Raw genomic sequence first — 13144 nt, 5'->3', positions numbered from 1 at the left:
ATGTAGGAGCGAGCTTGCTCGCGATGGTGTGTCAGTCGACACCTTTATAACTGACCTACCATCGCGAGCAAGCTCGCTCCTACAACAGGTATTCGTTGGCTTCAGGTATTACGACTCACCCGCTTGGGCATCATCCGCAGCAGTGTGTTGTCGCCCACCACGTAATGGTGATAAAGCCCGGCCACCGCGTGCAGGCCGATCAGCCAGTAACCGATGGTGCCGCCGAGTACGTGCCAGTGCTCGATTTGCTTGGCCAGTGCCTTGTCTTCCGAAACCAGCAATGGCAGGTCAAAGCCGTAGAACATCACCTGCTGTCCCTTGGCGCTGGTGACCAGCCAGCCCAGAATCGGCATCGCGATCATGAAAATGTACAACGCCCAATGCATCAGCTTGGCGAGTGTGGTTTGCCAGTGAGGGGAGGCGGGGAAAATCTGCGGTGCGGGGCCCAGGCTGCGGGCGAATAATCTGAACCAGACCAGCACAAACACGGTCAAGCCCAGCATGAAGTGCGATTCGGTGATCAGCGCTCGTCCGCCACTGCCTTTGGGAAAGATCCCGCGAAATTCAATACAGGCGTAAACCAGCACCAGCAGCACCAACATCAACCAATGCAGCATGATCGATACAGTGCTGTAGCGCGAGTCGGAGTTTTTCCATGGCATACGGTGTTCCTCACAGGTCAGGTCGAGCCACCGCTCTTGTTCGACGGTGTGCGTTAACTGTAATCCTGTTTCACCGGGTTTGCCTGAGGTAATCGAACGCCGAATACTCTGGTTCAGTTAGTAGACAGAAAAAACGCACTACCCCTGTAGGAGCTGCCGAAGGCTGCGATCTTTTGATTTTGGGCGTCAGTGGGGACGCTAAAGATCAAAAGATCGCAGCCTTCGGCAGCTCCTACAGGGGGCCTCTGCGCTTTGGATCAACTGGTTTGCGGCATCTCGCCGTTGGCCAGACGCTTATTGATATCGGCGATCACTTCCGGCAAATCGGTGATGGTGTCGATCATGTAATGCGGCCGTGAGCCTTCGAACATGGCATGGATACGCTTGCGTTCGCTGGCCAGGGTGTCGCTGCTCAGGGCGCGAAAGCCTTCGTAGTCCAGGCCCAGCGCGTTGCCCGAGCAGATCAGCGCCACGGTCCACATGCCGGCGCGACGACCTTCGAGGATGCCCGGCACCGTGTCGTCGATCTTCACGCACGCCGCGACATCGTCGATGCCCAGGGCGATGACGTTGGCCAACGCTTGGGCGGGCCATGGGCGGCCGTTCGGCACTTCGTCGGTGGCGACCACGTAGTCGGCGATGTAGCCGTTGGTGGCGGCCAGTTCAACCACTTTGTCCATGACCTGTTTCGGGTAGCCAGAGCAGGAACCGATCTTTATGCCTTGCTGGCGCAGGTTGGCGATGGTATCCAGCGCCCCCGGAATCAAAGCCGAGTGCTCGGCGATTTTTTCGATTTGCAGCGGCATGAAGCGTTTGTAGATCGCGGTGACGTCATCATCGGTCGGCGTGCGACCGAACACAGTGCGATAGCGTTCGGCGACTTCCGGCTGATCACACAACGTGCGGATGTGATCCCATTTGCCCATGCCCATCGGCCCGCGAGCTTCTTCGATGGACACCTGGACGTCGAACTCGGCGAAGGCTTCGACAAAAATCTGCGTCGGCGCGAAAGAACCGAAGTCGACGACGGTGCCGGCCCAGTCGAGGATCGCGGCTTGCAGTTTGGTTGGGTTTGCGTAGTTCATAATGATCAAATCCTGTAGTTGGGGAATGGTGATCTCTGTAGCAGCTGCCGAGCCCGCGAGGCTGCGTTCGGCTGCGAAGCAGTCGTAAAACCGCCCACCTCGGTGTTTCAGGTAGACCACGCTGACAGGGTTTACGACTGCTTCGCAGCCGAACGCAGCCTCGCAGGCTCGACAGCTGCTACAGGCGCTGTGGTTTAGATTTCCAGTACTTCCATTTCCAGCAACACTTCGGCGACCGCCGCCACGGCCGCGTGCATCTCGGTCTGGTTGACGTGTCCGATGCAGCCGACGCGGAAGGTTTCGACTTGGGTCAGTTTGCCTGGGTAGAGGATGAAACCCTTGGCCTTGACGCGTTCGTAAAATTCCTTGAACTGGTAGCGCGGGTCTTTCGGCGCGTGGAAGGTGACGATAATCGGCGCCTGGATCGCGGCGGGCAGGAAGCTGCGCAGGCCCAGTTTGGCCATGTCATCCAACAGCACTTTGCAATTGTCGGCGTAGCGCTGATGCCGGGCCGGTAACCCGCCTTCTTCGTTGTATTGCAGCAGCGCTTCATGCAGCGCAGCCACCACGTGGGTCGGCGGAGTGAAGCGCCATTGACCGGTCTTGGCCATGTAGGTGTGCTGGTCGAACAAGTCCATCGCCAGCGAGTGCGAATTGCCGGCGGCATTCGCCAGCGCTTCTTTGCGTGCGAAGACGAAACCCATCCCCGGCACGCCTTCCAGGCATTTGCCCGAGGCGGCAATCAGCGCGTCGAATGGCACCTGTTGCGCATCAATCGGCAGCGCGCCGAAGGAGCTCATGGCGTCGATGATCAGGCGTTTGCCGTGTTGCGCGATGACGTGGGCGATCTCCGGCAGCGGGTTGAGGATGCCGGTACTGGTTTCGCAGTGAATCAACGCGACGTGGGTGATGCTGGCGTCTGCCTGAAGCAGGCGGTCGACGTCGGCGGCGGTGGTCGGTTCGTCTTCGGCGGTTTCAAAGGTGCTGAAGGAACGGCCGAGGACTTCGCAAATTTTCGCCAGGCGTTTGCCGTAGGCGCCGTTGATCAGCACCAGGACTTTGCCGTCCCGTGGCACCAGGGTGCCGATTGCCGCTTCGACTGCGAACGTACCGCTGCCTTGCAATGGCACGCAGTGGTGGCTTTCACCGCCGTTGATGATCGCCAGCAATTGCTCGCAGAGGCTGGCGGTCAGTTGATTGAAGCGGTCATCCCAAGAACCCCAGTCGACCATCATCGCCTGACGGGTGCGGGCCGACGTGGTCAACGGGCCGGGGGTGAGCAGGATGGGTTCGGCAGTACTCATTCTCGTGTCCTCGCAATCGATGGGATGAAGCTACGGGACTTAAATTGCAATTTGCCGTGCTATCAATCAAATTGTTTGTTGTTATGCCAGCCATCAGTGAGGGTTATTCATGAACCTGTTCCAGCTCCGCGCCTTCGATGCGGTGGCCCGTGAGGGCAGCTTCACCCGGGCCGCCGCGCGGTTGTTCATCAGCCAGCCGGCGGTCACCGGGCACATCAAAGCGTTGGAGGAGCACTACCAAATCACCTTGTTGCGGCGCACCGCGCGACGGGTGGAACTGACGGAAGAGGGCACCCAACTGGCCGCGATCACTCGCGCGATGTTCGGCCTGGCCGAAGAAGCGCAGGTGATGCTGGAGGCCAACCGGCAGTTGTTGACCGGGCGTCTGGAAGTGGCGGCGGACGGGCCGCACATGGTCATGCCGATGCTCGCCAGTCTGCGGGCGCGGTATCCCGGGGTCACCGTGAATCTTCGTCTGGGCAATGCTCAGGAAACCCTGGCGGCGTTGTTGTCCGAGCATGCCGACGTGGCGGTGCTCACCCAAGTCGAACCGCGCAAAGGCTTGCATCTACAAGCGTTGAGCGAGTCACGGATTTGTGCGCTGGTGCCCGACAGTCACCCTTGGGCGCAGCGTTCTAAGGGGGTGCCGCTCAAGGAGCTGGATCAGGTCATCATGGTGTTGCGCGAACCGAGTTCGATCACCCGCCGGACGTTTGATGAGGCCTGCGCGAGGGCCTTGGTCAATCCACGGGTGTTGCTGGAGCTGGACAGTCGTGAAGCGGTGACCGAGGCCGTTGCTGCAGATTTGGGGGTGGGCGTGGTGTCGTCGGTGGAAGTCAGTCACGATCCCCGCGTCGTAGCGGTGCCGATTATCGGCGACGGATTGGTGAATCGGCACATGATCGGTTGTATGGAACGGCGGCGGGATTTGCGCTTGATACAGGCGTTTTTTGGTTTGGCGCCAAACAGGTAGACCGAGGTGCGGCCTTCGCGAGCAGGCTCGCTCCCACACTGGATCTGCGGCGTTCACATAACCCCTGTGGGAGCGAGCCTGCTCGCGAAGGGGCCGGACCTGCCTACACCAGACTCTCGCGAACCATCTCCAGAAACGTCGCCACTACCCGCCGCGAACTCTGCTCGCGCAAGCACACCAACGTCTCCGTCAGCCGCCGCGTGCAGTCGGTGATCGGCAACGCACACACCCGCGAATCCGCACCGAACTCCGCTGCCGACACCACGCCGACGCCAATCCCCACGACCACCGCTTCTCGTGCTGCTTCTCGGCCCTCCACTTGAATCGCCGGTCGAATCCGAAACCCCGCCCGGGCCATTTCCTCCTCCAGGGTCTGGCGCGTCACCGAACCGATTTCCCGCAGTACCAGAGGCGTGTCATCCAGGTCCGCCAGGCAGATGGATTCACGATCCGCCCACGGATGATTGCGCGAAACGAACGCTACCATCGGGTCATTGCGCAGCGGCAGCGAGATCAGTCGCTCGTCGCTGACATCACGCCCCAACAACGCCAGATCGGCCTGATAGTTGAACAGCCGGAACAATGATTCATCGGTGTTGCCGGTTTCGATCTTCACGCTGATGCCGGGATAGCGTTCGCAGAAGCGGGCGATTTGCGGCAGCACATGTACCGGCGCATCCACCGCCAGAATCAGGCTGCCGGTCTGCAACGCCTGGGAGTCTTGAAGCAACTCCTGTGCTTCGGCCTCGATGACGAAAAGCCGTTGAGTAATGCCCAACAACCGCTCGCCCAGATCGGTCAGGCGCACCGAACGTTTGTTGCGGTGAAACAGCAGCACACCGAAACGCTCTTCGAGCTTGCGCACTTGGTCGGAAACGGCCGGTTGCGTGAGGAATAACCGCTCGGCGGCTTTGGTGAAGCTTCCGTGAACGGCGACCGCGTGGAAGGCTTTGAGCTGGGCGTGGGAAACCGACATCGAAACCTCCAGTAACAAGCTGAGCTTATATTGGAAATACGATAAATCGATTTCACTTATTAATCAGTAATTGTTTTTATCGCTCTCAGCCCCGGTGACTGGTCAGTCGACAGCATCCGGGGCCATGAGCCTGTGCGTGCAACTGCAGGCCTCATCTGACCGGTAACGCCCCAGGGACAGGGCGATATCGCAGTGCTCAACAATAAAAACACAGGCGTTTTCTTCCAATTCTGCCGGCACACTCACACCCTGAGGTCAGAACCACAATGAACAATCACATCGGCACCATCAAGCGTTGGCGCGTGCAGATCTTCGCGATCACCTGGCTCGCTTACGCCGCGTTCTATTTCACCCGCAAAGCCTTTTCCGTTGCAAAACTGGGGATCGCTGAAGACCCCACCTTCATGCTCGACAAAATGGCCATGGCCAACCTCGACGCGATCTACCTCGCCGCTTACGCCATCGGGCAATTCACCTGGGGCATCGTTGCCGACCGCTTTGGCCCACGGGTCGTGGTGCTCGGCGGGTTGCTGATTTCGGCGGCGGCAGCGCTGGTGATGGGCAGCTTCGCAACGTTACCGATCTTCGCCACGTGCATGCTGATTCAGGGGCTGGCGCAGTCCACGGGATGGTCGGGGCTGTGCAAAAACATAGGGAGTTTCTTTCCCGCCGAGCAACGCGGGCGGGTACTCGGATTATGGAGCTCCTGCTACGCCTTTGGCGGGCTGGTGGCCTCGCCGTTTGCCGGCTGGTGGGCGTACACGCTCATCGGCACCTGGCATGCGGCGTTCATTTCCAGTGCGGCGGTGGTTGGGCTGGTCGCCGTGCTGTTTTTTATTTTTCAACGTAACAAACCGGAAGATGTCGGCTTGCCGGCGGTGGAACCGGAGCCGGAGCTGACGGCCGATGAGGCCTATGCACAAAGCAAAATCAGTGTTCTGGAGCCGTTAAAGGAAATCCTGCGCAACCGTACCGTGTTGGTGCTCGGCTTCGCCTACTTTCTGCTGAAACCGGCGCGCTACGCGATTTTGCTCTGGGGACCGGTGATCGTCTTCGAGCAGATGCCGACGGTGGGCAAGGTCGGCGCGGCGATCATTCCGACCTCGTTCGAACTGGCCGGGTTGCTCGGGCCCATCCTGCTCGGCCTGGCCTCGGACAAAGTGTTCGGCGCCCGACGGATGCCCGCCTGCGTGCTCAGCCTGTTGGCGTTGACCGTTTCGCTGGCGCTGTTCATGGGCGCTTTGCACACCGGCAGCGTCGTGTTGGTGGTGGCACTGCTGTTCGTCATGGGCCTGACCCTGTACGGCCCGGACTCGATGATCAGCGGCGCGGCGGCGATTGATTTCGGCACCGCGAAGGCCGGCGCCACGGCGGCAGGCTTCGTCAACGGTTGCGGCTCGGTCGGGGCGATTCTCGGCGGTTTGCTGCCAGGTTACTTCGATTCGGTGACGGTGTTCATCGTCTTCGCCGGCTGCGCGATGTTCTCTGCCTTCGTGCTGATCCCGCACTGGAACAGCCGCCCGGCTGGCTTGCGTGCTGATAACGCGTTCGTGCCGAACCGGCCGATGAGCGTCAAACCCCTGCGTACCTGAGGATTTACCGATGAGACCTTTCTGGCTGGAACAGGCGCTGGAGGCCGAATCCTGCGCGCCGTGCAAACCCTTGGCGGGCGATACCCGCGCCGATGTCTGCATCGTCGGCGGCGGCTACACCGGATTGTGGACCGCGATCATGCTCAAGGAGCAGAACCCTGAACTGGAGGTGCTGCTGATTGAAGCGGACATTTGCGGGGCTGGCGCCAGCGGGCGCAACGGTGGTTGTGCGCTGTCGTGGTCGGCCAAGTATTTCACGCTGGAAAGGTTGTTCGGCGTCGAAGAGGCGGTGCGGTTGGTCAAGGAATCCGAGCGCAGCATCCATGCCATCGGCGCCTTCTGCGAACAGTACGCGGTGGACGCCGACTACCGCCTCGACGGCACGCTCTACACCGCGACCAACCGTGCGCAATGCGGTTCGACCGACGCCGTGATTGCGGCGTTGGAGCGCAACGGGATCAACTCCTTCAGCCAACGACCAGTGGCCGATGTGCAACGCATGGCCGGTTCCAGCAAGCATCTGGAAGGCTGGTTTTCGCCAGCCGCCGCCAGCGTGCAACCAGGAAAACTGGTGCGCGGGTTGCGCCGGGTTGCCTTGCAACTCGGGGTGAGGATTCACGAGAACACCGCGATGACCGGGCTGGAGGAGGGCGCGCCCGCCGGCATCCGGACGCCGAACGGCACCGTTCGTGCGGACCGGGTGGTGTTGGCGATGAACGCGTGGATGGCCCGCGCATTCCCGCAGTTCGAGCGCAGTGTGGCGATCGTTTCCAGCGACATGCTGATCACTGAGCCGCGCCCGGACCTGCTCAATGAAATCGGCTTGACCAGTGGCGTGACCGTGCTCGATTCGCGAATTTTCGTGCACTACTACCACAACACCCCGGACGGTCGAATCATGCTCGGCAAGGGCGGCAACACCTTTGCCTATGGTGGACGGATGTTGCCCGTGTTTGATCAGCCGTCGCCGTATGCGGGGCTGTTGCAGCACAGCCTCGCCGAGTTCTTTCCGGCGTTTGCCGGGGTCAAGGTCGAGGCCACCTGGAACGGTCCGTCAGATCGCTCGGTGACGGGGCTGCCGTTCTTCGGCCAGATGAGTGCCAGCGGCAACGTGTTCTACGGTTTCGGCTATTCCGGCAGCGGGGTCGGGCCCTGTCATATGGGCGGGCAGATTCTCGCTTCAATGGTTCAGGGATTGGACAATGCGTGGACGCGTTCACCGCTGGTCAACGGCCCGTTGGGCTTCTTTCCACCGGAGCCGATCCGTTATCTCGGTTCACTGATGGTGCGCAACGCCATCCGCCGCAAGGAGCGCGCCGAGGATCACGGGCGTCGGCCACGGCATCTCGATGTGCGCCTGGCGAAATTCGCCGCCGCGGCCGGCAAGGCTGACAAGGGTTGAGTACGCCTAGCGGTTGATCAGCCAATCGAGCAGTAATCGGCCATCGTTGCGGGGCTCGTAAGCGATTCGAGGTGCTGGCGGGGTGCTCGCGGCAGCGCACAGCACCGGACGGTCCGGGTCGCTGTCGAGAAAACTGATGAGCACTTCGCAGCCACCCAGGGGCAGCCGGGAAGGATCGATCCGACCGTCAGGCGCTGCGAGCACAACGGGCAGCCAGATGCCGGAGGATTCGCCGGCATCGGACGCAGGTGTTGGCCACAACCTGACCTGTATCCGCCCGCGTTCATCCAGCGGCGAAGGTTGCCCGGCAGGGCCCAGCACCCTGGCTGTCTGAAAGCCCGGAATGCGCGGTCTGGCATGTGTGAGCGCAGGCCTGAACACGGTTGACCACGGAATGGCGGTGAACCGATTGGTGTAACGCCGGGCAATGTCGATGCGGTCGTCGGCGAGAATCGACGGTTGTTGACCCTGATGCCGAATCTCGGTCAGCAGCCACTGATCGTTGAAGCTGGGGAGCGGATGTTCAGACACTTGTACGATTCGCCCGCTGCGCAATTGACTCTGGTTGCTTTGACCTTGGATCTGCCAATGCAGGCAGCGCAGCCGCTCCAGTATTCGACGGCTGGGTTGCTCACGTTGCAGTGGCTGCGGGGCGGAGTGCGCGGCGAGTGGCGGTGAGGTGTGACGCTGGAACAATTCACTGATCACCGGCCCATTCAGGTGATGAGGCGTATCGCCCTGAAAAGGCATCAGCAGTGGCTCCTGGGGGAAACTCAGGCTGTCATCCGCCAGTACCAGCACATGGCCGTCGCGCCGATGTTCGAAGTGAAAGTGGATGCCTTCTTCTTCACAGAGCCTTTGCAGGAACGCCAGGTCACTTTCATCAAACTGAATGCAAAATGGCCGGATGGGATAGCGCGCGCTCGGTAGTTCAAACCGATAGCTGTTTTCGGGCAGCGCGTTTTCTTCAAGCAACTGACGCAGGATGGCTGGCACACCGAGTTGATGAAATACCCGGCGGGAACGCTGGCGGTCGAGGTTTTGAATGTAAGGCACCAACACCAGGTGGTAGCCGGTTCGGTGTGGGCCGCGATGCTCGCGGCTGGCGCTGTGCAGGATGCCGTGAATGCCTGTGCCATCCCCCAGGCTCAGGAACACCGGTAGTTGCAGCAGACGATCAAGACTGATCGTCGGTGCCAGTCCGATGGCTTCGATGTCGAATCGATAAGGCTGGTTGAGGGCTTCATGGCCACTGAACTGCAACACCTGCAAACTCAACTCGTCGTCGAGCAGTGTCAGGGTGAGGGGACTTTCCTTGTCGTTGTGCATCGATTGCGCTTCTGCCTGGGAATACGGGTGCAGAGGGTACGAAACCCTTGCCGTTTAGGGACACCGTAAATCGACTTTTCAGAATCGCCCTACAACCGCTGGGGAAGATGTCGATCCGTTGTGCCGGTGTATAAGTCAGAATTTGTGGTCGATTGCCAACTTTAGGCCGTATAAACTTGGCGCCATGCGTCGGCCAATAGATGTCTCGGCGCCACAGATAAGAGAGTGAGTAAATGGGCGCACAGTGGAAGGTTAAACACAAAGAAGCGGCATCTAACGCCAAGGGCAAGATCTTCGGCAAACTGGTGAAAGAAATCACTATTGCTGCGCGCAACGGCGCCGATGTCGCCACCAACGCGCACCTGCGCCTGGTGGTCGAGCAAGCGAAAAAGGCTTCGATGCCACGTGAAACCCTGGAACGTGCGATCAAGAAAGGGTCGGGCCAGCTCGGCGAGACCGTGCAATACCATCGCGTGACCTATGAAGGTTTTGCCCCGCATCAGGTGCCGCTGATCGTCGAATGCGTGACGGATAACATCAACCGCACCGTCGCCGAAATCCGCGTCGCCTTCCGCAAGGGCCAACTGGGCGCTTCCGGTTCGGTGGCCTGGGACTTCAACCACGTCGGCATGATCGAGGCGTCCCCGGACAGCCCTGACGCCGATCCGGAAATGGCGGCCATTGAAGCGGGCGCCCAGGATTTCGAGCCGGGTGAAGAAGAAGGCACCACCCTGTTCCTGACCGAGCCTGCAGACCTGGATGCCGTGCAAAAAGCCCTGCCTGAGCAAGGTTTCACCGTGTTGTCGGCCAAGTTGGGCTATCAGCCGAAGAACCCGGTCACCGGGTTGAGCGATGAGCAAATGGCTGAAGTCGAAGCGTTCCTGGAAGGCCTCGATAACCATGATGACGTGCAGGACATGTTTGTCGGGTTGGCTGGTTAAAGATCAAAAGATCGCAGCCTTCGGCAGCTCCTACAGGTGTACACAAAACCCTGTAGGAGCTGCCGCAGGCTGCGATCTTTTTTGCACATCACCCGATTTGAAGCGCTTGCACAATCTCACTGAACCCCGGCCGCGCCAGCACCTCCGGCTGACAGCAACGCTGTTGCAACGCCTCTAGCTGCAGACGACTTTCATCGCTCAGCCCCGAGTCGATCCGCTCCAGCAATTCCCCCAGCAACACGCCAAACGCGCGCACTTCGATCCGTTGTAATGCACGGCTTTCCAGGCTGTCCGACGTGGCGTGGAAAGACGCCGCACCAAAGTCCCCCAGCAGGCAATCACCCGACTCGTCCCACAAAATATTGTGGCCATAGAGATCACCGTGGGTGATGCCCTGTTGGTGCAGGTGTTCGGCCACCGAGGCGATGCCATTGGCGATTCGCAATGCCACGCCAGCACTGAAACGGGTGTCGTTGGCATAGATGTCCCGGCTGCAGGACGCCAGGCTTGGCAGTGCGGCGAGGTTGCGGTAGCTCGGATCGATCAGTTGCATCACCAGCCCGGCCTGGGCCTGTGGATGCTTGACGATCCGTCCTTCGACCCGAATCAGATTCGGGTGGAGGCCGGCGGTGATACAGGCGTTCATTTCGTGCAACGGTGAGCCGTCGCTGGTCATTTCGCCTTTGTAGAGCTTGACCGCGACCTGCACGGCCGATTGCCCCGGTCGATCCCACGTCGCCCGATGAATCACCCCCGAAGCGCCTTCGCCCAGTTGCTGTTCCAGGCGCAGCTCCGACCAAGGGATGTTCGCCGTCGCTTCAAGGGCGGCCGCATCGGCTTCGGTTTCCAGCGGGTTACCCGCGTAGGCCAGCCAGGTCAGGCTCGGCAGGGACAGCAACCACTCGGGCAGCTCGGTCAACTGGTTGGCGGCGATGCGGATCAGTTCGAGTCGATGGCAGTGACGCAAGCTTTCGGGCAAGCGCTGCAAGCGGTTACCGGCCAGCATGAGTTTTTGCAGGTGCGGGCGTTCACCCAGCTCGGTCGGCAGCTCAGTGATGCAGTTGTCGGTGAGAATCAGCCAGCGCAGTAACGGCGGCAGGGCGGCAGCCGGCACTTTTTCGATGCGGTTGGCCTTGAAGCCGATCATTGTCAGCGCGGTGCATTGACCCATACAGGCAGGCAGTTCGGTGAACAGATTGTCCGAGCAGAACAGCACGCGCAAACGGGTCAGGCGATGCAGGTCGTCCGGCAGGCTGCTCAAGGCATTGCCGCTGAGGTTGAGCACCTCCAGCGAGTCCGCCAGGTCGAAGATTTCCCGAGGGAACTCCGTCAGTCCGCAAACGAGGTCCAGGCGGGTAGTGCCTGTCAGCGTGCCGGCGCGCAGTTGTGCGAGGGTATCCATGAACAGATTCACTTTTAATCGGGAAGAGGGCTTGAAGGCCCCGAAATGGGCGACATGATAGCGGGAAAAGTGTATTGCCTGTCAGGCCGCCTTCGCGAGCAAGCCCGCTCCCACATTGGTTTTGTGAACGCCACAGATCAACTGTGGGAGCGGGCTTGCTCGCGAAGGGGGCGGCCGCTCAAACCGGAAAATATCGATCAAACGGCTTCCCGGACCTCGACCAACTGCCCCAACCGGCTACGCGTGCGCGCCAGGTCGATGGCATCGCCGCCCAGGCTTTCGCATAGCGATCGCTGTCCGAGCACAATCAAATGCTTGTCCTGATCGTACAAAACATCGATCAGATTGATGAAGCGCTGCTGCGCGGCGATCGAGCAATCGGCGAGGTCGGGCAGATCAAAGATGATCCAGTGATCGAAACGGCGGCACAGCTCCAGGTAATCCATCACCGCCGTCGGGCGGTCGCACAGCTGGCTGAAGGTCATGCCGAGGGTCCGCCCCTCGCAATATCGGGCTTGAAGATGCCGTGTCCCGACAGCCAGCTCGATGGCGGTCGGCGTGGGTTCAGGCAGGCTCAATGCCTGCCGCTGCGCTACCGTGGCCGGCCAGACGTAATGGCCGCGGGTGAACAGTTGCTGTGCGTGGGTTCTGACCTGGCTGCGGTAGTCGTGCGGGCCGCCAACCTCCATGACCTGCATTCGCACGTTGATCAGGTCGATCACCGGTTTGAAGCGCGCATGGTAGAGCGGGTTGGGCAGCAAGCCTTCCGGCGGGTAGTTGGACGTGACCAGCAGCAGGATGCCCCGGCGAAACAAGGCCTTGAACAGCCGCGTGATGAGCATTGCATCGCCGATGTCGTGGACGTGAAACTCGTCGAAACATAGCACCCGGCAACCGCGCAGCTGTTCATCAAGGGACGTTGCCAGCGCGTCCGGCTGATCGCGATGACGGAACATGCCCTGGTGCAGTTGGGCGAAAAATTCATGAAAGTGCAGGCGCTGTTTTTCCGCGAGGGGGATGGCCTGGAAAAAACCGTCGAGCAGCCAGCTCTTGCCGCGACCTACGGCCCCATGCAGGTAAAGGCCGGGAAGCGTCTTCGTCGACGTGCCCAACAGCACCGAGGCATGCTGCGCCATGCAGTCGATCACGCGCTGTTGGCTATGGCTGAGGGTGTATCCCTGGGAATGGGCTTTGTGACGGAAGTAATCGTGGATGACGCGGCCGGACGCGGCGCCGCTGGCGGTGGTAGCCGAACCTGTGCCGAAGAGACGGCGGAGCGTGGACCAGCGCGGTGCGAATCGCGATCGGTTGGGCGGTCGTGCGGCCACTGTGATGTCACCCCCGTAATCTTCAGGCAAGCTCCCCGAGCTGCGGCGGCGTAGTGTAACCAAAGGAGGAATAACCCGACCACTGCGGGCAGTGTGTCCGGCGCAAAAGATCGCGGCTTGCGGGTGCGCAGAGGTTCGCGCAGCCGGGCT

The 13144-nt window shown here is 60.7% G+C and carries 11 protein-coding genes; 4 read left to right on the top strand and 7 right to left on the bottom strand.

Features of this window, described 5'->3' with window-relative positions; translation table 11 throughout:
• Nucleotides 1–101 precede the first annotated feature (101 nt).
• From JFU37_RS20455 to JFU37_RS20445, 3 genes are all read right to left on the bottom strand, one after another.
• Nucleotides 102–662 carry a cytochrome b gene (locus tag JFU37_RS20455; protein ID WP_201117994.1) on the bottom strand — a complete coding sequence of 187 codons (561 nt, stop codon included), beginning with the start codon at nucleotides 660–662 and terminating at the stop codon, nucleotides 102–104.
• Nucleotides 663–919: 257 nt separating this feature from the next.
• Nucleotides 920–1747 (bottom strand): phosphonoacetaldehyde hydrolase, encoded by an 828-nt coding sequence (gene phnX, locus JFU37_RS20450; protein WP_201117992.1) that lies wholly within the window; start codon nucleotides 1745–1747, stop codon nucleotides 920–922.
• A 194-nt stretch (nucleotides 1748–1941) separates the two neighbouring features.
• The gene (locus JFU37_RS20445; RefSeq protein WP_201117990.1) at nucleotides 1942–3051 is read right to left on the bottom strand and encodes a 2-aminoethylphosphonate--pyruvate transaminase; all 1110 of its coding nucleotides are present in this window, start codon (nucleotides 3049–3051) and stop codon (nucleotides 1942–1944) included.
• A gap of 109 nt (nucleotides 3052–3160) precedes the next feature.
• Between JFU37_RS20445 and JFU37_RS20440 the strand changes: the two genes are divergently transcribed.
• Nucleotides 3161–4024, top strand: a complete 864-nt coding sequence (locus JFU37_RS20440) for a LysR substrate-binding domain-containing protein (protein ID WP_201117988.1) — start codon at nucleotides 3161–3163, stop codon at nucleotides 4022–4024.
• Between the two features lie 103 nt (nucleotides 4025–4127).
• On the opposite strand, the gene JFU37_RS20435 is transcribed toward JFU37_RS20440, so the two are convergent.
• Complete coding sequence (locus JFU37_RS20435) at nucleotides 4128–5000, bottom strand: LysR family transcriptional regulator (protein WP_201117986.1); 873 nt, start codon at nucleotides 4998–5000, stop codon at nucleotides 4128–4130.
• Nucleotides 5001–5266: 266 nt separating this feature from the next.
• Here JFU37_RS20435 and JFU37_RS20430 point away from each other — a divergent pair, with 266 nt between their 5' ends.
• Both JFU37_RS20430 and JFU37_RS20425 read left to right on the top strand, forming a co-directional pair.
• On the top strand, nucleotides 5267–6592 hold the full coding sequence (locus JFU37_RS20430; RefSeq protein ID WP_201117983.1) for an MFS transporter: 1326 nt from the start codon (nucleotides 5267–5269) through the stop codon (nucleotides 6590–6592).
• A 10-nt stretch (nucleotides 6593–6602) separates the two neighbouring features.
• Nucleotides 6603–7994, top strand: coding sequence for an FAD-dependent oxidoreductase (locus JFU37_RS20425; protein WP_201117981.1), 1392 nt, complete (start codon nucleotides 6603–6605; stop codon nucleotides 7992–7994).
• Nucleotides 7995–8000: 6 nt separating this feature from the next.
• On the opposite strand, the gene JFU37_RS20420 is transcribed toward JFU37_RS20425, so the two are convergent.
• Complete coding sequence (locus JFU37_RS20420; RefSeq protein WP_201117980.1) at nucleotides 8001–9323, bottom strand: type VI secretion system Vgr family protein; 1323 nt, start codon at nucleotides 9321–9323, stop codon at nucleotides 8001–8003.
• 233 nt (nucleotides 9324–9556) lie between these two features.
• Here JFU37_RS20420 and JFU37_RS20415 point away from each other — a divergent pair, with 233 nt between their 5' ends.
• Entirely contained in the window at nucleotides 9557–10264 is a 708-nt protein-coding gene (locus tag JFU37_RS20415; protein WP_059406548.1) for a YebC/PmpR family DNA-binding transcriptional regulator, read from the top strand.
• A gap of 88 nt (nucleotides 10265–10352) precedes the next feature.
• On the opposite strand, the gene JFU37_RS20410 is transcribed toward JFU37_RS20415, so the two are convergent.
• On the bottom strand, nucleotides 10353–11666 hold the full coding sequence (locus JFU37_RS20410) for a leucine-rich repeat-containing protein kinase family protein (protein WP_201117979.1): 1314 nt from the start codon (nucleotides 11664–11666) through the stop codon (nucleotides 10353–10355).
• A 197-nt stretch (nucleotides 11667–11863) separates the two neighbouring features.
• Entirely contained in the window at nucleotides 11864–12994 is a 1131-nt protein-coding gene (gene zapE, locus JFU37_RS20405; RefSeq protein ID WP_201117978.1) for a cell division protein ZapE, read from the bottom strand.
• Nucleotides 12995–13144 lie beyond the last annotated feature (150 nt).

Origin of the sequence: Pseudomonas sp. TH41 (assembly GCF_016650695.1) — a bacterium.
In the GTDB taxonomy this organism is placed as follows: domain Bacteria; phylum Pseudomonadota; class Gammaproteobacteria; order Pseudomonadales; family Pseudomonadaceae; genus Aquipseudomonas.
Note: the sequence above shows the minus strand (reverse complement) of the source record. Positions and strands in the feature narration are given on the sequence as shown.